Annotated in this window: 20 protein-coding genes and 1 tRNA gene; 15 read left to right on the top strand and 6 right to left on the bottom strand. The window is 34.1% G+C overall.

All coding sequences use genetic code 11. The annotated features are described in order from the left end of the window. Positions 1–2: 2 nt before the first annotated feature. Genes Q8S25_RS03720 through Q8S25_RS03685 form a run of 8 tightly spaced genes read left to right on the top strand, consistent with a single transcriptional unit; the run spans position 3 to position 9,176 of the window. Positions 3–2,102, top strand: a complete 2,100-nt coding sequence (locus tag Q8S25_RS03720; protein ID WP_305535000.1) for a hypothetical protein — start codon at positions 3–5, stop codon at positions 2,100–2,102. A gap of 14 nt (positions 2,103–2,116) precedes the next feature. Further along, positions 2,117–3,301, top strand: a complete 1,185-nt coding sequence (locus Q8S25_RS03715) for a glycosyltransferase (RefSeq protein WP_305534998.1) — start codon at positions 2,117–2,119, stop codon at positions 3,299–3,301. A gap of 11 nt (positions 3,302–3,312) precedes the next feature. Next, on the top strand, positions 3,313–4,071 hold the full coding sequence (locus Q8S25_RS03710; protein WP_305534996.1) for an FkbM family methyltransferase: 759 nt from the start codon (positions 3,313–3,315) through the stop codon (positions 4,069–4,071). Positions 4,072–4,103: 32 nt separating this feature from the next. Further along, positions 4,104–4,253 carry a hypothetical protein gene (locus tag Q8S25_RS03705; protein ID WP_305534994.1) on the top strand — a complete coding sequence of 50 codons (150 nt, stop codon included), beginning with the start codon at positions 4,104–4,106 and terminating at the stop codon, positions 4,251–4,253. Continuing rightward, entirely contained in the window at positions 4,253–5,758 is a 1,506-nt protein-coding gene (locus Q8S25_RS03700; protein WP_305534993.1) for an O-antigen ligase, read from the top strand. The genes Q8S25_RS03705 and Q8S25_RS03700 overlap by 1 nt, the downstream gene beginning before the upstream one ends. A gap of 9 nt (positions 5,759–5,767) precedes the next feature. Continuing rightward, positions 5,768–6,961 carry a glycosyltransferase gene (locus tag Q8S25_RS03695; RefSeq protein ID WP_305534991.1) on the top strand — a complete coding sequence of 398 codons (1,194 nt, stop codon included), beginning with the start codon at positions 5,768–5,770 and terminating at the stop codon, positions 6,959–6,961. Positions 6,962–7,001: 40 nt separating this feature from the next. After that, on the top strand, positions 7,002–8,333 hold the full coding sequence (locus tag Q8S25_RS03690; protein ID WP_305534989.1) for a lipopolysaccharide biosynthesis protein: 1,332 nt from the start codon (positions 7,002–7,004) through the stop codon (positions 8,331–8,333). A gap of 3 nt (positions 8,334–8,336) precedes the next feature. Next, positions 8,337–9,176, top strand: coding sequence for a beta-1,6-N-acetylglucosaminyltransferase (locus Q8S25_RS03685; RefSeq protein ID WP_305534987.1), 840 nt, complete (start codon positions 8,337–8,339; stop codon positions 9,174–9,176). A 3-nt stretch (positions 9,177–9,179) separates the two neighbouring features. On the opposite strand, the gene Q8S25_RS03680 is transcribed toward Q8S25_RS03685, so the two are convergent. Next, positions 9,180–9,674 (bottom strand): hypothetical protein, encoded by a 495-nt coding sequence (locus Q8S25_RS03680; protein WP_305534985.1) that lies wholly within the window; start codon positions 9,672–9,674, stop codon positions 9,180–9,182. Positions 9,675–9,741: 67 nt separating this feature from the next. On the opposite strand from Q8S25_RS03680, the gene Q8S25_RS03675 reads away from it, so the two are divergent. From Q8S25_RS03675 to Q8S25_RS03665, 3 genes are all read left to right on the top strand, one after another. After that, positions 9,742–10,653 carry a glycosyltransferase family 2 protein gene (locus tag Q8S25_RS03675; protein WP_305534984.1) on the top strand — a complete coding sequence of 304 codons (912 nt, stop codon included), beginning with the start codon at positions 9,742–9,744 and terminating at the stop codon, positions 10,651–10,653. A gap of 8 nt (positions 10,654–10,661) precedes the next feature. Continuing rightward, complete coding sequence (locus tag Q8S25_RS03670) at positions 10,662–11,828, top strand: glycosyltransferase family 2 protein (RefSeq protein ID WP_305534982.1); 1,167 nt, start codon at positions 10,662–10,664, stop codon at positions 11,826–11,828. 77 nt (positions 11,829–11,905) lie between these two features. Further along, positions 11,906–12,328: a response regulator gene (locus tag Q8S25_RS03665; RefSeq protein ID WP_305534980.1), complete on the top strand. Its 423-nt coding sequence runs from the start codon at positions 11,906–11,908 to the stop codon at positions 12,326–12,328. Here Q8S25_RS03665 and Q8S25_RS03660 read toward each other — a convergent pair. From Q8S25_RS03660 to Q8S25_RS03650, 3 genes are read right to left on the bottom strand one after another with little or no spacing between them, the layout of a single operon-like run. Beyond that, a complete protein-coding gene (locus Q8S25_RS03660) occupies positions 12,325–13,491 on the bottom strand; it encodes a dipeptidase (protein WP_305534977.1) in 1,167 nt (388 codons plus the stop codon). The two genes, Q8S25_RS03665 and Q8S25_RS03660, sit on opposite strands and share 4 nt — an antisense overlap. Positions 13,492–13,537: 46 nt before the next feature. Beyond that, a complete protein-coding gene (dapA, locus tag Q8S25_RS03655; RefSeq protein ID WP_305534975.1) occupies positions 13,538–14,425 on the bottom strand; it encodes a 4-hydroxy-tetrahydrodipicolinate synthase in 888 nt (295 codons plus the stop codon). Positions 14,426–14,432: 7 nt separating this feature from the next. Beyond that, the gene (locus Q8S25_RS03650; RefSeq protein ID WP_305534973.1) at positions 14,433–15,443 is read right to left on the bottom strand and encodes an acetyl-CoA carboxylase carboxyltransferase subunit alpha; all 1,011 of its coding nucleotides are present in this window, start codon (positions 15,441–15,443) and stop codon (positions 14,433–14,435) included. A gap of 91 nt (positions 15,444–15,534) precedes the next feature. Here Q8S25_RS03650 and Q8S25_RS03645 point away from each other — a divergent pair. Further along, positions 15,535–15,608: transfer RNA gene (locus Q8S25_RS03645), tRNA-Asp, on the top strand. Positions 15,609–15,649: 41 nt separating this feature from the next. Here the strand turns inward: Q8S25_RS03645 and Q8S25_RS03640 are convergent. Together Q8S25_RS03640 and Q8S25_RS03635 are read right to left on the bottom strand one after the other, a co-directional pair. Beyond that, the gene (locus Q8S25_RS03640; RefSeq protein WP_305534971.1) at positions 15,650–17,941 is read right to left on the bottom strand and encodes a T9SS type A sorting domain-containing protein; all 2,292 of its coding nucleotides are present in this window, start codon (positions 17,939–17,941) and stop codon (positions 15,650–15,652) included. 155 nt (positions 17,942–18,096) lie between these two features. Then, a complete protein-coding gene (locus tag Q8S25_RS03635; RefSeq protein ID WP_305534969.1) occupies positions 18,097–18,729 on the bottom strand; it encodes a hypothetical protein in 633 nt (210 codons plus the stop codon). Positions 18,730–18,883: 154 nt separating this feature from the next. Between Q8S25_RS03635 and Q8S25_RS03630 the strand changes: the two genes are divergently transcribed. The 3 genes from Q8S25_RS03630 (at position 18,884) to Q8S25_RS03620 (ending at position 23,414) form a co-directional block, all read left to right on the top strand. Beyond that, positions 18,884–21,445 carry a PIG-L family deacetylase gene (locus Q8S25_RS03630; RefSeq protein WP_305534967.1) on the top strand — a complete coding sequence of 854 codons (2,562 nt, stop codon included), beginning with the start codon at positions 18,884–18,886 and terminating at the stop codon, positions 21,443–21,445. A gap of 3 nt (positions 21,446–21,448) precedes the next feature. Then, positions 21,449–21,601 (top strand): hypothetical protein, encoded by a 153-nt coding sequence (locus Q8S25_RS03625; RefSeq protein WP_295186030.1) that lies wholly within the window; start codon positions 21,449–21,451, stop codon positions 21,599–21,601. Between the two features lie 106 nt (positions 21,602–21,707). Next, on the top strand, positions 21,708–23,414 hold the full coding sequence (locus Q8S25_RS03620; protein WP_305534965.1) for a sodium:solute symporter: 1,707 nt from the start codon (positions 21,708–21,710) through the stop codon (positions 23,412–23,414). The last annotated feature ends 17 nt before the right edge of the window (positions 23,415–23,431 follow it).

Raw genomic sequence — 23,431 nt, 5'->3', positions numbered from 1 at the left:
CAATGATAGCAGTCTTTATAACCTATTTTCTAGTACGTAAGCTTCCGGATACTTTTAAGTCTCGATCTAGAATATCCACCGGTTTGGTAGATCAGTCTCAACAATTTCTAGAAAAAAATAGTGGACAGGATGAAAACAAAGCTTCGCAACAGTTCAGTAACCTAATTGAAATGAATAGGCTGAAAAGAAATTTTGATCAAGTTTCATTTCAATTAATGGTTCATGATTTAACTAGTAACAAGCCTTTTCGACCGTTAAGTAAGTTAGTAACAGAAATTGGACCTGAAGCACGGGCGCATGCTTTGGAAGTGTTTAAAGCGCATATTGCTTCAAAGCAACCCCTTTCTTTGTTTGATAAAGATCAGTTTGGGATTAATCAGTTACTCATTTCGATGGGATATGATGAAGCCACATTACAAAAAAAAGTATTTATTTATAGAGTTAATAACAGTGACTTTATAGACTTTGAGTATGAGTCGGAGAATCCATTTTTATCTGCTTTTGTTATTAATACCCTTATTAGTGAATTTATTGACTTTTACTCTAGCTATATAAAAGGGAATCAAGAAAAAGCAGTGAACTTCTTAGACATGTTGATGAAAAAGAAGTTTGATTCCTTATCGGCTAAAACTCGTTTATTGCGTGATTATAAAATCAGAAATAGGGTTTTAAATTTAAATGAACAAGCCAAGAGCTTGTATATGCAGATTGCCGATTTTGAATCAAGACTTCAAGTGGCAAAAAAAGATGTTGAGTCATATGAAGGAGCAATAAAAGGAATTGACCAAAAGTTTAGCCCCCAAGATCGGCGGTATTTGGAAAGTGTAGTGGTAGATATTAATCAATCAGTTTTAGCCACAAGAGAACGACTCCGTGTAGTTACCAATGATTTAGTGAAAAGTAATTTTGATCCAAAAATCAAACAAAAGCAAGACTCATTAAAAGCATTATTAGAACAGCAAGTTTTACAATCTACCGATCGGCTATTAGTAAGTCCTTTAGCCAATAAGCAATTATTGGTACAGCAAAGATTTAATTTAGAAATTGCATTAGACCAATCTAAGAGCAGTATAGCTCCACTCTCTGATGAGTTAAGAAGGCTTAACGAAAAGTTTGACATGCTTGTTCCCCATGAAGCACTTATTCAGAACTACGAAGGCTTGGTAGATGTTGCTGGTAAAGAATACCTTGATATTCAAAATAGGTTTAATCAAACTTCATTGGAGTCGAGTATGACCGTTCAATTGAGGCAAATTGAAATGGCAATGCCTGGACCTGCTCAACCGTCAAAAAAATTAATACTTGTTGCATTAGCTGGTATAATCAGTTTCATATTTTGCTTAGCTGCCTTGTTTGTTATTTTCTACCTAGATGATAGTATTCAAAACGCAACAGATTTAGCCAATAAGACTAATTTGTCGGTATTAGCCTACCTTCCTTATATCAACACTTCAATGTTAGATTTGACTAATCTATGGAAGAATGGAGAGGGAAATAAAGTCACCATTGCTTTTAAAAATTTGTTACGATCACTTCGTTTTGAAATTGAAAGAGAAATGGGGCACAAAAAGCAACTAGTGATTACTAGCTTGTCGGATGGCGAAGGTAAAACCTTGATTTCATTAGGCCTTGCTTATGCATATTCAATGGTAAATAAGCGCGTATTAGTCATAGATGGAAACTTTGATCAACCCACTATTACAGCAACAACTGGTACCAATTGTTATTTAGAGGACTATTTAAAAAATAGAATTACTCTTTCTGAAATTATCAAGGAAGGCAGGGTTAGTGTATTGGGAAATAGGGGTGGAGATACTTCTATTTTTGAATTTTGTGATGAGTCTATTGTAAAGCCTAAGTTAGCATTCTTGAGAGATGTATTTGATATTATCATTATTGAAGCCCCAGCTATGGATAAGTTGAATAAGTCTAGAGAATGGATTGTACTTGCAGATAAAGTAGTTGCAATATTTGCGGCAGGATCTACTATAAAAAATGGCAAGAAACAAAGTGTACAATACTTATACGATTTGGGCGATACATTTGCTGGATGGGCTTTGAATAAATTAATTATCAATCGCTTGAATAAGATTCCTAAATAATTAAATGCCCTGCTATGAATTTTCAAGATATCATCAATTTGATTTGGTATGTTTTTCAAATAGCAATTGGGTATAACTTAATATTGCCGTTTTTTCTATTGTTGCTTTATGCAATTGTCAAATTGAATAAAGAGAAGGAGTTAATTTCTACCAATGAAGCAGATTATGCAATAATTGTAACTGCGTATGAACAAACTACTTTAATTCCTTCTGTTGTTGCTTCTTTATTAAAGCTTAATTATAGTAATTATCTAATTTATATTGTTGCTGATAAGTGTGATATTACCAATTTGAAGTTTGATGATAATCGTGTAATTGTTCTCAGGCCAGAACAGACATTGTCTAGTAATACCCGTTCTCACTTTTATGCAATTAATCGATTTAAAAGGGAACACGAAAGGTTAACTATTATTGATAGTGATAATTTGGTTGATCCTAATTACTTGATTGAATTAAATAAATTATTTGACCAAGGTTTTAGTGCAGTTCAAGGAGTAAGGGACGCAAAAAATTTAGATACACTTTATGCTGCTTTAGATGGCGCTAGAGATATTTATTATCATTTTTATGATGGGAAAGTGTTATTTAATGTTGGTTCATCAGCTACACTAGCTGGTTCAGGAATGGCTTTTACTACTCAATTGTACAAAGACTGTTTAGCACATCTAGATATAACTGGAGCTGGTTTTGATAAAATATTGCAGAAAGAAATTGTATCAAGAGGCTATCGCATTGCTTTTGCTACAAATGCAATTGTGTATGATGAAAAAACTTCTAAAAGTGATCAGTTGGTTAATCAAAGAGCTAGATGGATTAATACATGGTTTAAATACTTTTCATTTGGGTTTGGATTAATTGGAAAAGGAATACTCAAATTAGACTGGAATATGTTTTTATTCGGCCTAATACTTTTAAGACCGCCGCTTTTTATCTTTTTATTGATCGGTTTATTTTGTATGCTTTTGAATTTGATCTTCAATCCTTTTATTGCAATGATTTGGTTATTGGGGTTTGTGATATTTGTACTTGGATTTATTTTGGCACTTGCAATTAATAATACGGACGCACGCATATACAAGTCACTTTGGGGGATACCAAAGTTTATTTTTTATCAGGTATTATCATTGCTAAAAGTTCGAAACGCCAATAAACATTCAGTAGCAACCAAACATTTTCATACTGATAAGAATACTAAATAAAGCATATTCAGATGGTACAAAAACTCAAAAGTTTTCTTCAACTAATTATTCAAAAAATTTTGGGTTACCAGACATATTTGTTTGTTTTTAGTATTTATAGAACATTAAAATATCGTCTCTTAAGAGATGATGCCGATTTCAATATTTTCATTGAATTAGTTAAATCAAATCAACCCTCCACCATTATAGACGCAGGAGCGAATGTTGGATATACCACGGTTATTTTTGCCAAAGAGTTCCCGAACTATTCCATTATTGCCTATGAGCCAGTTTCACTTTTGTCATCAATAATTACAAAAGTTGTTCGGTTTTTTAAGGTTCAAAATGTGTTGGTAAAACAATTAGCACTTGGCAATACCAATGACATGGTTACTATTAAAACACCAATCATTAGTGGGGTGAAAAAACAAGGGTTGAGTTTTATTGATGTTGCGGTAGAAAGAGAAGATGCTAATTTGTTGACTAATTTTTTAGAAGAACAAGTTCAAATGGTTTCTTTAGATGCTGATTTAATTGGAAAGATTGAATATCCGGTAACTGGTATAAAAGTAGATGTAGAAAATTTCGAGTTCTTTGTATTGCAGGGCACTATTGGATTAATAAAATTATATAAGCCTATCGTGATGGCAGAATTATGGGATAATGCCCGTAAAAAAGCTTGTATTGAATTAATGCAGAATTTAGGTTACTCTGTTAAAATAATCAGCAATAAGAAATTAATAGATTACACAGGTCAGCAATCTTTGAATTACTTTTTTATACCTAAATAGGAATAACTTTATTATTCTTTGAATAAATTAGAATGAAGACAAAGCCAGCTACTAAAAGACTTACAAAAGAGGAGCAAGAAGTATATGACCAACAACGGTTAGACTATTTAACTAGGTTGGCTGCCCTTGCTCTTGCTGGTGTAAGTGTGTACTATTTCTTTGTTAAATTATTGTTTCTATAATGGAAGAACCTTTTCAAATACCGATAGGACAAAATAAAAAGAAGAGGGGATTGCTTGCCGTACTTCATGATTTTTTTCTTGTCAATAAAATGGGCGGCCCCTTTGGGTTGTTGATTTTTATTGGGGCGGCAATATTTTTTTCAATAGTTGTTGCAAAATTAGGGATGGTGCCTGGTGTTTTATTGGTACTCTTAATGATTGGTATTCCATTTGTTGCCGGGATTATATTTTATCCTGAATTTGGGGTACTAACTTTTATTGTAGCAGCATATTTTATCATGTTTATTGGTAGGATGAATATAATTGACTTCCCTTTAGGTACTTTGATGGATGGGATGGAAGTTTTATTAATTCTAGGTATATTTATTCAACAGAAAAAGCAGTCAAATTGGGCGCTATTTAAGGGCCCAATTAGTGTTATTATTATCATATGGATTTTGTACAACTTCATTGAAGTAATTAATCCAACAGCAGAATCTAAATTGGCTTGGGTTTATACTGTACGTTCAGTTGCAGTAATCATGCTTACTTTTTTTGTTTTCTTATACAATATTAGAACTATTCAGTTTTTAAAATTAGTACTAAAGGTATGGCTTGGACTATCAGTAATTGCCGCATTATATGCATATAAGCAACAGTTTATTGGTTTCACTTCCTTCGAAGAAGCTTGGTTGTATTCTGATCCTGAAATTGCTGGATTGCTTTTTATTGGAGGGCAATGGAGAAAGTTCTCCATTTTTACTGATCCAGTTGCTTTCTCTTATAATATGGTGGTAAGTGGATTAATGTGTATAGGGTTATTATCTGGTCCGTTTTCGAAACGGACAAAAATATTATTGGGTATAACGCTTTTTCTCTGTTTTACTTCCATGTTATTTTCTGGTACTAGAGGTGCATATGTTCTCCCGCCAGTTGCTTTGGCCCTGTATTCAATTTTAAAGTTTAACAAGCAAGTAATGATTGGGGCTTTAGTAGGGGCAATTGGTTTTGCAGCTTTAATATTTGTGCCCACCAGTAACCCAACAATTTATCGATTTCAAACTGCATTTAAACCATCCGATGACGCCTCTTTTAATGTGCGAAAAATCAATCAGAAACGTATTCAACCATTTATTCAGAGTCATCCATTAGGTGGTGGACTTGGTTCAACAGGTATGTGGGGTAAGCGTTTTTCTCCTAATTCATTTTTAGCAAATTTCCCTCCCGATAGTGGTTATGTTAGGGTTGCAGTAGAAGCAGGATGGCTGGGATTATTGGTTTTTTGTACCTTAATGTTTATTATTTTAAAAGAGGGTATTAATAATTATTATACGATTAAAGATCCAACATTAAAATCCATTTGTTTGGCAATGATTCTAGTTGCATTTGCTTATCATGTTGGAAATTATCCACAAGAAGCTATAGTACAGTTTCCTTCTAATACGCTGTTTTATTTAGTAGCTGCAATTATTGTTATTACAAAGCGATTAGATAATGAACAGCAACAACTCATTACTCAAAAATAAAATTTCACTATGCTAACAGGAAGGGATATTATCATTGTTGGTCAGCAACCTTGGGATGTGGAAATTGGAAGTAATTGTAAAAACATTGCATTAGAATTCAGTAAGCATAACAGAGTACTTTATGTGAATTCAGCATTGGATAGAGTGAGTTTAATTAAAGGGTCAACTGACCCGAAAATTGTGAAAAGAAATAATATAATCAAGCATAAAGAGTCGGGGCTTGTTCAAATAAATCCCTCTATGTGGAATCTTTATCCTGACACTATTATAGAGTCGATTAATTGGATTAAAATTCATACTGTTTTTAAGTATTTAAATAGAATTAATAATGAAAGATTTGCAAAATCTATTTTAAACGCAATTCAAACACTAGGCTTTTCTGATTATATTTTGTTTAATGACAATGATATGTTTAGGAGCTTTCATTTAAAAGAACTGTTAAAGCCAAAACTAACGGTTTATTACTCTCGTGATTATATGTTGGCGGTGGATTATTGGAAAAGACATGGTGAAAAGTTAGAACCTAAATTGATAGCTGATTCGGATATCTGTGTTGCAAATTCTACCTATTTAGCCGATTACTGTAGGGAATACAATCCGCATTCTTATTATGTAGGGCAGGGATGTGAGTTAGATTTATTTATGAAATACACTTCCACTGAATTGCCTATTGATGTTCAGCAAATTAAAGGGCTTAAAATTGGATATGTAGGGGCATTAAGTGGCTTGCGATTAGATATTGAACTTTTAGTTGAAATTGCAAAAGCTAAACCTAATTGGAGTATCTTATTGGTCGGCCCTGAAGATGAAATGTTTTTGAAAAGTCAACTTCATGAATTAAGTAATGTTTATTTTTTAGGTTCAAAGAGTCCTTCACTATTGCCAGAATATATTCATTCTTTTGATATTTGTTTAAATCCTCAAGTGGTGAGTCAAGTCACCATTGGGAACTATCCTAGAAAAATTGATGAATATTTAGCTATGGGTAAACCAGTAGTAGCTACAAGCACCCCCTTTATGGAAGCGGTGTTTAGTGGTCATACTTATTTGGCTAAAACGGCTAGAGAATACATTGATTTAATTGCAAAAGCCCATAAAGAAAATACTAATGATTTAGAAAATGCTCGAAAGGATTTTGCCTCAACACATACTTGGGAAAATAGTGTTGCTGAAATATATAAAGCAATTCAAAAGCATTTATAGGCTTATATTTAATTAATTTTAGCTATTTACTTGAATTTATATGCTGAATAAACTGATTCATAAGCTCAATAATAAACACTTTTTATCTCTTGCAGGTAATGGGGCTATGTCGGTTTTAGCAATGATTACTGTTGCAGTATTATATAGGGCATTAACAGTAGAAGAGATTGGGTATTGGGTTTTCTTTCAAACTGTAGCGGTTTTATTAGATACTTTCAGGACTGGATTTTTACAAATTGCATTAGTGAAATTTTATACAGGCACTTCAAAAGATAGAGCTAATGAAGTGTTAGGTTCTGTATGGTATTTAGCGATTTTAATTACGCTGGTAATGGGATTAATTAACTTGGCCTTTATTCCATTTATCAATTCTTTTCAGGACCCTGCTGTATTAGTAATTATACAATGGTTTGGACTAAGCTTTGTAGCTACTTTACCTTCTGGAATTGCTTCTTGGATTTTACAAGCAGATCAAAAATTCGATAAGTTGTTGATTCTTCGTGTAATTACTCAAGGCAGTTTTATTTTGTCCATTGTTGCGCTAATTGTGTTTGATCAATTGAACTTGCAATCTGTTTTTATTGTAAATCTTGCTTCTGCGTCTTTAGCAAGTATCATTGCAATTTTAACCGGTTGGTCTGGTATATCTTCCCTATTTGCAAAAACAAAAAATTGTGTCAAAGAGATTTATCATTTTGGAAAATTTAGTGTTGGAACCACTATAAGTGCCAATATGTTAAGAAGTGCAGATACTTTTATTGTGGCTTATATGTTAGGCCCTGCTGCTGTAGCTATTTATAATTTGCCAGGTAGGTTAATGGAAATCATTGAAATTCCATTGCGTAGTACCTTGGCTACAGCAATGTCTTCTTTGGCTAAAGCATTTAATAATGGGAATAAAAGGGAAGTTGCTTATATTCTACAAAAGTATGCTGGAACTTTAACCTTGGCCTTTGTTCCCCTTGCTTTAGGCGCAATCTTATTTGCTGATATAGCAACAGGGTTATTAGGAGGAGGGAAATATGTAGATTCTGAAGCAGCTAACTTACTTAGAATTATGATGGTTTTAGCTATATTTTACCCAATTGATCGTTTCATTGCAGTTTCGTTAGATATTATTCATCAGCCAAAAGCCAATTTCATCAAGGTATTATTAATGTTATTAGTAAATGTAATTGGCGATTTTGTGGGTATTTATCTAACTGGAAATTTATACGGTGCTGCATTTGCCACTAGTTTACCCCTAATTGTTGGAATATTTTATGGGTATTATTGTTTTAATAAACATATACCCTTTAAATTGTCTTTGGTATTTACTTCAGGATATATTAATATTAGAAAAATGGTACGCAAAAATTTTTTAAAAAAGTAGTAAATGATGGTAGCCCATTTTATATTAGTTCATGCTAATCCAGACCAATTGTGTCGTTTGGTAAATAGGCTGTCTTATCAAAACACGGTTTTTTTTATTCATGCAGATTTAAAATCGAATATTCAAGATTTTGAATTGGCTTTAGCGAGTAACCAAAATGTCCATTTTATTCAAAACCGAGTTGATATTCAATGGGCAACCTATAGTATGGTTGAAGCAACCATTAATGGGTTTAAAGAAATTGTTTCATCAGGACTCAACATAGACTATGTTAATTTGCTCAGTGCACAAGATTATCCCATTAAATCTGCTAAAGACTTTCATGCTTTTTTGAATGAAAATCCTGGTAAAGCTTTTATGCATTGTTTGGATGTAGAAACTGAATGGAAAGAAGCTATTTCTAGGGTAAAAGAATATCATTTTAATCATTGGCATTTTCCTGGTAAGTTTAAGATTCAAAATCTAGTAAATTTTATTCTACCAAATAGAAAAATGCCAGATGGCCTAATTCCTGTTGGTAGATCACAGTGGTTTACAATAACACTCAAGCATATTGTTTTTCTTATTAAGCGATTAGATTCTTCACCGAAAATTGTAAAATTTTTCCGCTACACTTGGGCACCTGATGAGCTTATTTTTCAAACTCTTTTATATAATTCTTCCTTTAGAGAAGATATTATTGGGAATAACCTTAGATATATAGATTGGTCGGAAGGGAATAAAAATCCTAAGATATTAACTAAAGAAGATTTCGATTCGTTTATGCATTCGGGAAAATTCTTCGCTAGAAAATTTGCTGCAAATGATGATGTTCTTGAAATGATTGATAAAGCAATTCAGTAATTATCACTCTTTTTTATCTTGAGCAACAAATGCTTTAATAAAAAAGAATATCCCAATAAAGATTACTACTAGAGCAAAAGCATCTAAAACGGTGAATCCATCGTATTCGTTGAAGTAAAATAAAGTTGCTATTTCAAATTCTGCAGATGTTGGGGTTACAATCATTAAAAACCCAATGGTAATGAATAATAAGCCTACACCAGAATAGGCTAATCCAGCGGCCCAATTGATGGCTTTATCGGGTAAGTTTTTGACACTAAATGAACGATGCTGTCTTAATAACTTATCCATATCTAATACCATTTCTTCATTCCCTTTAGCGTCATCATCATGGTAAGAGCTCAGACTACTTACCTTATAAGTTTTTTCCATTGTATGCAAGAAAAGGTGTTGCATTTCCATAGCTTTTTGTTTGCTCACGGGTTGCTTTTCTAACTCTTCTAAAAGTTCAGCAAATACTCTTTCTACTTTTAAAACCTGACTGTTGTCTGTAGCCATTTTACCTAATATTTCACATTCTCCGCTAATTTAGATAATTTACGTTACTAATACTAGGTTTAGATAAATGAAAAGAGTTTCTATAATAACAGTCAACTTTAATCATAGCTATGTAACTGATGAATTGCTCAATTCAATACGAGATAAAAACAGCTATACCAATATTGAAATAATAGTAGTAGACAATGGGAGTAAAGAAGATCCTGTACCCCAATGGAAAGTTAAGTATCCAGAAGTAATTTTCATACGTTCAGCAACCAATCTTGGCTTTGCTGGAGGTAATAACCTTGGGTTGTCTGTTGCTACTGGTGATTATTTATTCTTTGTAAACAACGATACTGAGTTTACAGAAGGACTTATTGAAACTTTGGTAAACACATTAAATAGTTATCCTTCAATTGGAGTAATATCTCCTAAATTGTTGTATTATGATCAGCCTACTATGCTTCAATACGCGGGGTACACTCCAATGAATTACATTACTGCAAGAAATAGTTGTATTGGTCAATTTGAAACAGACAAAGGTCAATATGATCAATTAGTTGGACCTACGGGATTTGCTCATGGGGCAGCAATGATGGTAACAAAAGCTGCAATAGAAAAAGCTGGTCCTATGGCCGAGAACTTCTTTTTATATTATGAGGAATTGGATTGGGCAGATAGAATAAGAAACAACGGCTTTGAAGTTTGGGTAAATATGAAGGCAACTATATTTCATAAAGAATCTGTTTCGGTTGGCAAAAAAAGTGCACTAAAAGAATATTATATGAATCGGAATCGAATCCTATTCATAAGAAGGAATGCCCCTTTATTCAAAGCCATTTGCTTCTATATTTATTTTTTATTGATAGTTACTCCAAGGAATATTATCAGCTATTTAAAAGAAAAAAATCATGGTTTCATCAAACAACTTCTAAGGGCTATTTGGTGGAATTTAACTAATGGAATTAACAGCAATCATTTAGGATATAAGCCTTAACTTATTTTATGGAACTATTTTTTTGGATTTCAATTACCATCATCTTGTACACCTATTTGGGGTATGGATTACTCTTATTTTTGCTTTTAAAAATTAAAGCTTTACTATTCGGGAAAAAAGTCATTCCTGATTTAGGATATACCCCTACTGTTACTGTAGTAGTTGCCGCATACAATGAAGCTTATTGTATTGAAGAAAAAATTGTAAATACACTGGCTTTAAATTATCCAAAAGACAAAATTCGATTTGTTTTTATTTCAGATGGTTCAACGGATGAAACACCTGCGATTATTGCCAAATACCCTCAAATATTGGGGATGCATGAGCCAGGAAGAAGCGGTAAAATAGCAGCTGTTCACCGTGCAATGGGTAAGGTAGAAACGGAGGTTGTTGTTTTTACAGATGCAAATACAATGTTGAATAAGGATGCCATTCTATTGATGTGTAGGCATTATCAAGATGAAAAAGTAGGAGCAATTGCTGGGGAAAAAAGAGTACAGATTGATGATAATGCTGATGCAACAGCTGGAGAAGGTTTTTATTGGAAATATGAGTCTAAATTAAAAAAATGGGATTCGGAGTTGTATTCAGTGGTTGGTGCTGCAGGTGAATTGTTTAGTATAAGAACAAATTTGTATGAGCCAGTTGCTCCAGACACTATTTTAGACGATTTTATGATATCGATGAATATTGCATTAAAGGGGTATAAAATTGTGTATGAACCAGATGCTTTCGCCTCTGAACTTGCATCAGCCAATACAGGGGAGGAGTTAAAACGTAAAATTAGAATAGCTGCCGGCGGGGTACAATCTACCATTCGATTAAAGGCTTTGCTTTTGCCATTCAAGCAGCCTATTTTAAGTTTTGAATATATTAGTCATCGAATCTTACGATGGGTAGTTACTCCTTATTTAATGATTTCTGCTTTTTTTATCAATATTGCATTAGTAATAAACCAGGGCTATTCAACTATCTACGGGTTAATGTTACTAGGACAGCTGGTTTTTTATGTAGCAGCTTTACTAGGGTGGGTAATGGAGCAAAGGCAACTTAAAATAAAAGTATTCTTTATACCCTATTATTTTTGTTTAATGAATTATGCAGTTATTGCTGGATTTGCTAGATATTTCTTTGGAGAACAATCTGTTTTATGGGAAAAAGCTAAACGAAAATAGTTTGTGTTTATTTTTTTTTAATGTACCTTCAATAGTAACAATTAGTACACCATTTGTAAAAGCAGAACTTTAGCTAGATGATTAATAAAATCCTTTGTGTAGATGATGATAGTATTTCGCTAACTATTTCAAAACTACTTTTGAAAAGGACAGGGTTTACTAACGATGTAGTAACTGCTGTTGATGGTAGTGATGCGCTTGATTATTTCAAGGATCTTTTTGCAACTAGTACACAGCCAGTGGATGAAGCTCCTTCTTTGATTTTATTAGATATCAACATGCCTGTAATGAATGGTTGGGAGTTTTTAGAAGCCTACATACCATTATTTGCCGATAAGTTGCCCAATACCAAAGTAATCATTCTTTCTTCAACAATTGACCCTGAAGATTTTTCAAGGGCCAAAAAATTTCCTGTAGTGGCTCAATTTGTGAGTAAACCACTCAGTGTGGAAAATTTGGCAGAATTGAAAGAGAATGAGTTTGTTCAAAAATTTTTCTAATTACTCGCAGGTAAGTTTGCTAAGAAAAAATCACGAATATTTCCACCTAATATAAGTTCAATTTCTGTTCTAGTAAAATGCTCTTTTTGTAATGCATTTACTATAAGCGGTAATCCGGTAACGTCAAAATGGGTGCCAATTGCTCCATCAAAATCTGAGCCTAGTGCTACTTTGGTCACTCCAATTTTGTCTGCAACATATCTAATACTTTTTGCTGTTGCCTCAGCATTGGTACCGCAAACAGCGGTCTCCCATAACCCAATACCTACTAGTCCATTTCTTTTGCCAATTGCTTCTAAGTGTTTGTCTGAAAGGTTTCTTCTATTGTTGCATACACCTTGAACGCCTGTATGAGAAATGATGACAGGCTGTTTGGATATTTTTAAAATATCATCAATTGCTTCAGGTGAAACATGCGCAAGATCGATAGTAATTTTTAGTTCATTCATTTTTTTGATCAAGGAAATTCCTTTTGTTGTTAAACCTGCTTTTTTTACGCCATGGGCAGATCCGGCCCATTCGTTGTCAAAAAAATGAGTTATACCAATATATCTAACCCCTGCTTCGTACAATTTATCTAAGTTGTTTAGGTCATTATTTAAAGCATGTGCGCCTTCAATTCCCAACATGCCCGCAGTAATTAACTTGTCTTTAGTTCTATCTACAATAAATTGATTGAGAGCTGCTTTATTGGTTATCAATCTTAATTTTCCATTAGATGCCTTTGCGGCATTATGAAGTTCATTGCATTGATTTAATGCTCTTTCCGTTAAATTGAACCATGTCTTAAATGGTCTTAATTGTGCAATGCCCAGCAAAGTAATATTGTCTGTTTCTGCCGTATTATTTTCAATATTAATACCTCTAGGAGTTTTAGTGACAATGCTAAATACTTGTAAAGCCATATTGGCTTTTTGCATTCTAGGTACATCTACATGCCCATATTGATGCTCCTTTAATACATCTCGATCCCATAATAATTGATCGCAATGTAAATCGGCAATAAAAGGAATTGAATCATACCATTCAACTTTCGGGGGATTTTTGATCCTCAGTTGAACCTTGTTCATAGACTTATCTATATAGCCCGGTACATAAATAAAAAAAATAAGTACGGCTATAATAACGAGGATAGATGCAATTTTAAGCGCCAATTTATACATAACATTGAATTGAATAACCCAATGTACTTAAATAGGTTCAATTGCATTAATCTTGCTGCTTAATCCAATGTTTAATTTGATTAAAAATCCCTTCGCTCAATGGAACATTGGGCATTCGAAGTTGGTTGTTTATTAATCCCTGAATGGCCATAAATGCTTTTACACCAGCTGGGTTGTTTTCAACAAACATTAAATCATAAGGGGTCATTAAATGGTTATTAATTGATCTGGCTTTAACATAGTCGTTATTCAAGCAAGCTCTAACCATATCACCAAATTCGAGCGGGAAGGCATTAGCTGCAACGCTAATTACCCCTTCCATGCCACATGCCAATTGAGGTAAAGCCAATGCATCATCTCCGCTTAATACTAAGAAGTCATTGGGGCGGTCTTTTAAAATTTGCATGCATTGTTGCATATCTCCACTAGCTTCTTTAATTCCAATAATATTGGGTATTTCATTGGCTATTCTAAGCGTAGTTGCCGCGCTCATATTGCGGCCTGTTCTTCCTGGTACATTATATAAGATGATAGGAAGAGGAGAGGCTGCTGCTACCATTTTGTAGTGTTGAAAAATACCTTCTTGAGAAGGTTTATTATAATACGGTGAAGCACTTAATACGGCCGCAGCTTTTTCTAGAGGGAAGTTGGCTAAATCATGAATTAAATCTGCTGTATCATTGCCCCCAATTCCTACAACAATTGGCACACGTTTATTCACCAAATCATATGAATATTCTAATATGGCTATTTTTTCTGGGTTAGACAAAACTGGCGTTTCGCCTGTAGTGCCCAATAGTACAAGGTATTCTACTTTATTAATAATTAAGTGCTCAATCACCTTGCCTAGTGCAGTAAAATCTATTTTATTATCACTGGTGAAAGGTGTTATAACGGCAACACCTGTACCCCTTAGCTGCTCTTGAATTTTCATAGTTCTATTAGATAGTAGATTCTTCCCAGAATCCCATTTTACAATATTTGTCTATACGTTCGTTAACTCTTTCAGCTGGTTCTTTAGTCTTAAATTCAGCTAAGGCTTTTTGAATACAGCCCTTTAATATATTGGCCGCTTCCTGATAATCCCAATGTGCACCTCCCAATGGTTCTGGTACAATTTCATCTACCAAACCAAATCCTTTCATATCGTTGGCCGTTAGTTTTAGCTGTTCTGCAGCTACTTCTTTTTTATCCCAACTTCTCCATAAAATAGAGCTACAACTCTCCGGAGAAATCACCGTATACCAAGTGTTCTCCATCATTAAGGTTTTATCTCCTACACCTATTCCTAAAGCCCCACCGCTAGCTCCTTCACCAATAATGACAATAACAATTGGAACTTTCAGGCGCATCATTTCATAAATATTTCTTGCTATGGCTTCTCCTTGTCCTCTTTCTTCTGCTTCTAGGCCTGGGAAAGCACCAGGAGTATCAATCAATGCAATAACAGGCTTGTTAAATTTTTCTGCCAATTTCATTAGTCGAAGGGCTTTGCGATAACCTTCTGGATTGGCCATACCAAAATTTCTCATTTGACGCATTTTGGTATTCACCCCTTTTTGTTGGCCCATTATCATCACCGTTTCTCCGTCTAATTGAGCAAACCCACCCACCATTGCTTTGTCGTCCTTCACATTTCTGTCTCCGTGCAGCTCAACAAAATTGGTACACATTTTTTCAATGTATTTCAAGGTATAAGGCCGATCTGGGTGACGGCTAAGTTGAACCCTTTGCCAAGGAGTTAAATTACTCGTGATTTCCTTTCTTTTTTCTAAAATGGAATCTTCTAATTGTTGAATTGTATTGGTATAATCTATTTTGGGATTTTTCTCGGCTAACTTTTTAGTCGCATCAATTTGTTCATATAACTCTTTGATGGGGGTTTCAAAATCAAGAAATTGTCTATTGGGGTATTGAGGCATATTATATGATTTGACGGTAAAAATAGGCATTGCTTTTTTTTTTGAAAAGATTTGTTTCAAAAAGTGTTTTCCCCTTATCTTTGCAATCCCAAAAACGACATAACCTGTCGGAAATAGGAACGGATCGGTAGTTCAGTTGGTTAGAATGCCGCCCTGTCACGGCGGAGGTCGCGGGTTCGAGTCCCGTCCGGTCCGCAAATGCCACTTCAATGTGGCATTTTGCATTTTAGGGCTTTCTAGTTTGTTTTGATAAAAGGAAAGGTTTGCTTTTGTTGGTTATTCCTGATTTCAACATAATAAATGCCGGCAGCTAACGAACCCGTATTTACCTGATAAGTATTACTTGCCGTTGTTCCTCTTGTGATGGTTTTCCCCAAAGAATTAAAGATCGTTACTTGCTGATTGATTCCACTATGTAATCCCTGAATGGTCAGGGTATTTTTAACTGGATTAGGGAAAACCTTTATTCCTGTTGATGCATTTGGAAGTTGGCTTATAAAACCAACTCCTTTTACAAACAAAGGAGTTTCAGTTGCAGTAACAATCACTTTACCATTCGTTGTTTTTAATTTACTCAATTGCATATTCTCCATTCCAGCAATGGGGCTATATAAGTAAGCCGAATCCGCATTTCCTAGGTCTAGAGTAAATAGTTCGGTTCTGCCTTTTTCATCAGGTACATACATCACATATATGTAGCTCGTGTCGTTTAGTACATATTGATCTACAATAGGATCTGTATTTAAAGTTTGATTATAATAATAAGATCCAAATAAATGGTTTGTTTGCCTAATAAAATCAGCAGCTGGTCTAGGTTTTAATTGATCTCCATATAGGCCACTCGTAGCATATAGTTGTTCAGAGTCTGGAGTATCATCTTCCAATTGGTAAAAAAATTGTTTCATGATACCATTTCTGGAATATAAAAGTGCGGTTCTTAAAATCCAATCAGCTTGGGTTTGTAAAACTGTTTTATTGCCAATAGCAATGGCTTTGTTGGGGCTTTTGGGATTGATATCAAAACCTGTTTCAGTTACCCAAACCGGCATATTATTCAAATAAATTGCAGCTGATTGTATAAATGCTTTTGCAATGGAGTCAGCATTGGTATTACTAGACTTTAATTCGGGTGCTATAGCTCTATTTAAGTTACTGCTATTGGTGTACAAATGATAATTGATGATATCCCAACAAATATTAACGCTTCCATCGGGTTTATATCCCCTAAATTCCTTGCACCAATCTATCATTCCCCTGAAATAATCGGTTGTGGCTAAGGCAACGCCTGCCATCACTACTTTCATACTGCTATCAGCGTTTTTAACACCCACACCAATACCCAAGGTGTTTTTATGACCATCATAAAATGCAGATAAATTGGCTGCATATTCTCTTCCAGTTTGATATGCTTTTCTTCCCTTCCACCATTTATCTCTTTCGTTTTCGCATTCTATATATTCAATTAGTCCAAGACCTACTTTTACTTGGTTTATTTCATCCCCTGTCCAGCGGGCAGTATCATACACATTCAATAATTGTTGATCTACTGTTTTATTTTTTCCATACCTAGCGGCAAACTGAAATGCTAATTTGGCTTGATCAATATAAGATGCAGGATCATTTAAATTTTTACCATAAAAAACAGGATTATTTTCTAAGTCTTTCAAACTGTCTGGATAAGAATTAAGCATCCAATCTGGAAGGGTTTTTAAACAGGCCAAAACGGTGATGCCTTCTTTTAAACAAGTTTCGTAAATAGCATCATAGTTCCAGCTACCACTTCTAGTAGGGCTATATGTATAGCTTCCTTGCTTGTATTCTAATTTTTGCCAATCTAAATAATGTCTAAATCCACTGAATGATTTTACTGCATTTAATCTTTTTGGGTCAATAATAAATGGGTCTGTAAGTGGATCAGAAAAATTCCATTCGTATCCGTTAACTCCTAACAAGTTTGATAGTGGGATTTTTCTTTTTAAAACAGGGGTAGTTGCTGCTGGCGGAGTATAATAACCAAAGCATTCAATTTCAGAAGGGAAATCATTTTCAGCAATAATCATTAAGTACATAATATTTCTTGCAGCAACATCTAATTTAATAATATCAGGACGCTCTGGGTAAGGGCCAACCCAACGATCATATTTTGACCCGTCAAAAGAAGCAATTGCTTTTCTATTCCAATTACTATCTATTATGTAAAGTGTAAATGGCTTGGTACTGATTCCATTCCAATCATAAAAACGAATACTATCAATAACCATTGATTCACCCTTTAAAAGGGGGTAATAAGATTCGTGTAAAGGAATTATTTTATCAAATTGGGCATCTACAGCCGTAAAAAGGTCTCCATCAAATAATTGTTGTAATCCCCTTTCAACATTCGTTAATTGGTACCATCTATTACCATCAATGGGTATTTTTTGTCTATTCTGTCCAAATGTTTCCGCAATTCCCACCAAAAAAAATAAAACAGTAGCCAAAAGTTTTAATATGATTTTTGTATTCCAATTACCAAAGTGGTACATCATTAAGTATAAGTTATTGGGTTCGTGTGCAAATTAACCATGTTTACAGATAGTAGAGCCATTTTGTTGATTGGTTGTTGCATATAAACGAGACCTTTTGAAATAAAAAAACCGGTCAAGTTAAATTGACCGGTTAGATATGATTGATTGAGTAGAAGCTAAAACAAAAATTTGAACCCAAATGACAAAGGAGTAGTTAGGGTAGGATTGCTACCACCTAATGCCCCATTGTATACATTTTCTACATTCGCAACATGTGCAAGTGAAAAGTCGGTAACTGTTGTTTTATTGCCAGTTTTAGGAGTTAAAGTGGTTACAGAAAAGTTGGCTAAATTGTAGGAAAACTCTACACTAAAATGTTTCCCTAAAATCATGTCTAAGCCGCCAGAAGCAGCCAAGCCAAACTGACTAACTTTTAATTCACTTTGTTTTTCTTTTCCGCTAATAAAAGGTGCGGCTAATTGTCCAAAAAAGTACATACTTCCTGCTACGTTCCAATATTTTCTAACCAAAGGTTGAAAAACGAATAATCCTGTATTAGCAGTGGTGGTTGCTCCATTCACCGATTTAATATTTAAAGTTCCAATACCCGCGCCAATTGCAACCGATGGAGACACAAAAGTTCCAATAATAGGTAATAGGGTAAAATTAGTGCTTTTAGTGGTGCCCGTTTTAGTTTGGGTATAACCAAATTGTGATGTGGCAAATGTGATGCCTTGTAATCCTTTTTTCTGTGCATTAGCCGAAAAACTTAATGCTGCAAACAAGGTAACTGCAATAATCTTTTTCATATTTCTTTAAATTTTGAACAAAGTTATTTTTCAGCTATTTTATCAAATATGAGTAGATATATTTCCCAATATGATACTCATCATGTTTTTTTTAAATGGTAAAACCCACAAAGCCAACTATAGCTATCTTCGTTAAAACGATAAATGCTTGAATATGCTAATTAAGACTGCAATGCGTTCATTAATTGTTCTCTTTTTTGTTGGGATTTCAATAATTGCTCCAATTAAATTAACGGCACAAAATCCAGAATTGAATGGAAGTGCTGCCATTTTTCAACAACTACAAAAATTGCAAGTGTTAGGAAGTGTACTTTATATTGCAGCTCATCCAGACGACGAAAACAATAGTTTGCTTCCTTATTTAGCAAGAGAGAAAAAATATAGAACAGCTTATTTAAGTTTAACAAGAGGAGATGGCGGCCAAAATTTAATTGGACCTGAGCAAGGAGTTGAATTAGGGTTAATTAGAACACAAGAATTATTGGCAGCTCGTCAAATAGATGGCGCTGAACAATATTTCACCAGTGCCTATGAATTTGGGTTCAGCAAAACAGCCAATGAAACACTTCAATATTGGGATAGAAGAAAAGTATTAGCAGATATGGTTTGGGTTATTCGAAAATTTCAGCCAGATATTATTATCAACCGATTCCCACCAGACGCAAGAGCTGGTCATGGACACCACGCTTCTTCTGCTGTTTTATCTATAGAGGCTTTTACTGCAGCTGCTGACCCCAATCAATTTCCTGAACAGTTAACTCAAGGAGTAAGTGTTTGGCAAGCCAAAAGATTGCTTTGGAATACATTTAATTTTGGAGGTGCAAATACTACCAATGAAAATCAACTGAAAATTGATGCAGGTGTTTTTAATCCATTCCTTGGCCAAAGTTATGGCGAAGTAGGAGGAGAAGCAAGAAGTATGCATAAGAGTCAGGGCGAAGGAAGACCAAGAAGAAAAGGACCAGTATTTGAATACTTTACTACAATTGCAGGAGATACCGCAAAAAATAGTTTAATGGAAGGAGTTGCAACTGATTGGAGTCGTATTCCAAATGCTGGTAAAGCCATTGAACAATCAATTCAGCAAATTATTCAACAATTTAATTTTGTACAACCAGCACAATCAATTACTGAATTAGTAAAATTACATCAACAAATTAAAGCCCTTTCGTATAATGGAATTTGGAAAGAGCAAAAGCTTAAAGAAATTGAATCACTCATAATAGCCTGTTCTGGAATAGTCGTTGAAGCTACAACTGAATCAGAGTATGCAGTACCTGGAGAAAAATTGGGCATACAATTTCTAGTAAATAAACGAAGTGATGCATCTATACAATTAAGTAGAATAAAACTCCTTTCTAATAATAGTGTTGGGTACGATACTAGCATCAATAAGACATTGCAAAACAATACTAATTATTCAATTAATTATGCTTATTCTATTTCTGAAGATCAGCCTGTTTCTCAGCCATATTGGTTGGCAGCGCCAATGAAAGATATGGGTACTTTTGATGTGTCTAATTATCAGTTTATTGGAAGGGCTAATTCACTTCCGCCTTTTACTGCACAGTTTATATTTTCTTTAAATGGAATTGAGTTTGTTGTAGATAAGCCTATTCAATTCAAGTTAGTAGATTTGGTGAGAGGAGAAATTTTTCAGCCACTAAATGTAATTCCGCGTGTTGTTGTAGAATTAGATAAAAATGTGTTGCTTACCAATGTACAAACGCCTAACAAAAAAAATCTTTCTACTCCAGCTTTATTGTTACAATTTAAAACCAATTTCACTTTGTCTAATATTCCAGTTACTATTAGCTTGAAAGAAGGAGAGAAATTTCTTTATTCTAAAGATTCTACAATGAATTTTATAGCTGGGAATATTTATCCATTTGCAGTTAATTTAAATACAGCTTTAGTAAAGCAAAAACCGGAAAATATTAATGCAGAAATAAAATTTACTATTAACGGGAAAAATTATGCTTACGACCAATTACTTAAAACCATTAAATACGACCATATTCCTTCTATCAATTACTTATATAAAGATCAAGCAAGAGTGATACACGAACCAATTCAATCTATCCCTAAGCGTGTTGGATATATTGTTGGTGCCGGAGATAAAGTGCCAGAAGCGCTATTGCAATTAGGACATACAGTTGAGTTTTTATCTGAATCAGATATTGTTGAAACTAAATTAGCTGCATATGATGTTATTGTAGTAGGTATAAGGGCATATAATATTCATGAATGGTTGACCAATAAGAATGAAGTAATCAATCGGTATATTCAGCAAGGGGGGCATTTGATTGTTCAGTATTTAAAAAGTAACTTGGTTGGCAACAAAAGAGTAAAAGTTGGACCTTATGATTTTACCATGTCTAATATACGGGTTACCGAAGAAAAGGCACCTGTTCAAATGCTACAATTAAATCATCCGATATTAAATTTCCCCAATAAAATTGTAGATAAAGACTTTGATAATTGGGTGCAAGAAAGAAGTACCTATCAGATGGAGCCTGTTAAAGCACCTTATGAATCAATATTGCAAATGAATGATACGAATGACAAACCCACAAACGGTAGTTTAGTAACTACAAAATATGGGAAAGGCAATTTTACTTATGTGAGTTTAGTATTGTTCAGGCAATTGCCTGCGGGAGTAGCTGGCAGCTATAAATTATTAGCTAATTTGGTATCAATGGCTCCCAATAAATAAGTTATGCAACCAAGAAAAAAAATAAGTTTTTTTATGTTAGTGATTATAGGAGTGGTCATTGGCTTATTTTTAAAAAACGTAAAAGCAGGATTGTTAATTGGATTAGCTTTAGGATTACTAGGGGGTGGTTTACTTAGTTCTAAATCAAAAAGATGAAAGAGAAAATACCAATATTTAAGTCATGGAAAAGCTGGTACATTTTTGTGTTACTGGTTTTATTGGCCCAAATACTTTTTTTTGATTGGTTTACAAACTTATTTAAATGAGAACAGCTGATTGGGTCATTTTAATTCTCACGCTTACGGGCATCATTGCTTATGGGGTTTACAAGAGCAGAACCAGCAAAGACATGGAAGGTTATTTTTTAAGTAACCGAAATATGCCTTGGTATATTGTATTGTTGAGTATTATGGGCACCCAAGCTAGTGCGATTACTTTTTTATCGGCACCGGGACAAGCATTTACAGATGGAATGCGATTTGTTCAATATTACTTTGGAATTCCAATAGCCATGGTGGTTTTGTGTATCACTTTTGTTCCATTATTTAGCAAGTTAAAAGTAATTACTGCTTACGAATTTTTAGAGCAACGGTTCGATTTAAAAACAAGGGTGTTTACTTCCTCATTGTTTCTATTATCTAGAGGCCTTTCAACAGGTATTAGCATCTATGCGCCCTCTATCATTTTATCATCATTAATGGGGTGGGACATTTTTTATACCAATATTGTGATGGGAGGAATGTTAATTGTTTATACTGTTTCGGGTGGAGCAAAAGCGGTTGCCTATACCCAACAGTTGCAATTGATTATCATTTTCATAGGGATGTTTATTGCAGGTTATTTAATTGTATCTAATTTACCTGAGAATGTTGGATTTAGTGAAGCGCTTGCAGTAAGTGGTGCAGCAGGAAAAATGAATGTAATTACGACAGGATTTACAGAAAATGGGTTTGATTGGAAGGATCGTTATAATTTAATCAGCGGTATTATTGGTGGATTCTTTTTAGCATTGTCTTATTTTGGAACTGACCAGTCTCAAGTTGGAAGGTATTTAACTGCTAAATCTGAACAAGAAAGTAAAATTGGCTTATTGATGAATGGGTTGGTTAAAGTGCCTATGCAATTTTTAATACTTCTATTAGGAGCTTTGTTATTCACCTTTTATCAGTTCAATCCTTCTCCAGTATTCTTTAATAAGGCTGCGGAAGACAAAGCTATGCTAACGCCCTACAAAGATTCATTAGAACAAATAAAGTATCGTTTTAATGATCAACAAGCTACACAGCAAGCCCATAGTAAATTGTATGTTTTGCAACCAACAACTGCAATTAAAGACAGTGTTGCTAAAGGCGCAGCTAAATTAACGGTCATTAAAAATGAGTATAAAGCTGTTATTAAAAAAGCCGTACCAGGTTCTGATACCAATGATACCAACTATATATTCTTGCGATTTGTGGTAGACTTTTTGCCCAGTGGCTTAGTAGGATTATTAATTGCTATTATTTTCTTAGCTGCTTGGGGTTCAATTGCTGCAGCATTAAACTCATTGGCTTCTTGTACGATGGTTGATTTTCATCAGCGGTTTACTAAAAAAGAGAAATTGAGTGACTCGGTTGCTCAAGACTTAAGAGAATATAGATTGTCTAAATGGTACACATTCTATTGGGGTATCTTTTGCATTATTACTGCACAGTTTGCAACCGGAATGGGAAGTCTAATTGAAGCAGTAAATGTGTTGGGTTCCTTATTTTATGGAGTAATACTGGGAATATTTTTGGTTGCTTTTTATATGAAGAAGATTGGGGGTACTGCCGTATTTAGGGCTGCCGTAATAGGTGAGTTATTGGTTATTTTATTATTCCTTTTAGATAAATATAATATCATAGGACTTGGATTTTTATGGCTCAATGTAGCAGGTGCTTTAATTGTTGTATTGTTAAGTGCTTGTTTTTCTTTTTTCAAAAGATAAACACTTACCTTCCTATT

Origin of the sequence: Sediminibacterium sp., assembly GCF_030695065.1 — a bacterium.
GTDB lineage: Bacteria > Bacteroidota > Bacteroidia > Chitinophagales > Chitinophagaceae > Sediminibacterium.
The sequence above is the reverse complement of the archived record's forward strand: the minus strand, read 5'-3'. Positions and strand labels throughout refer to the sequence as shown.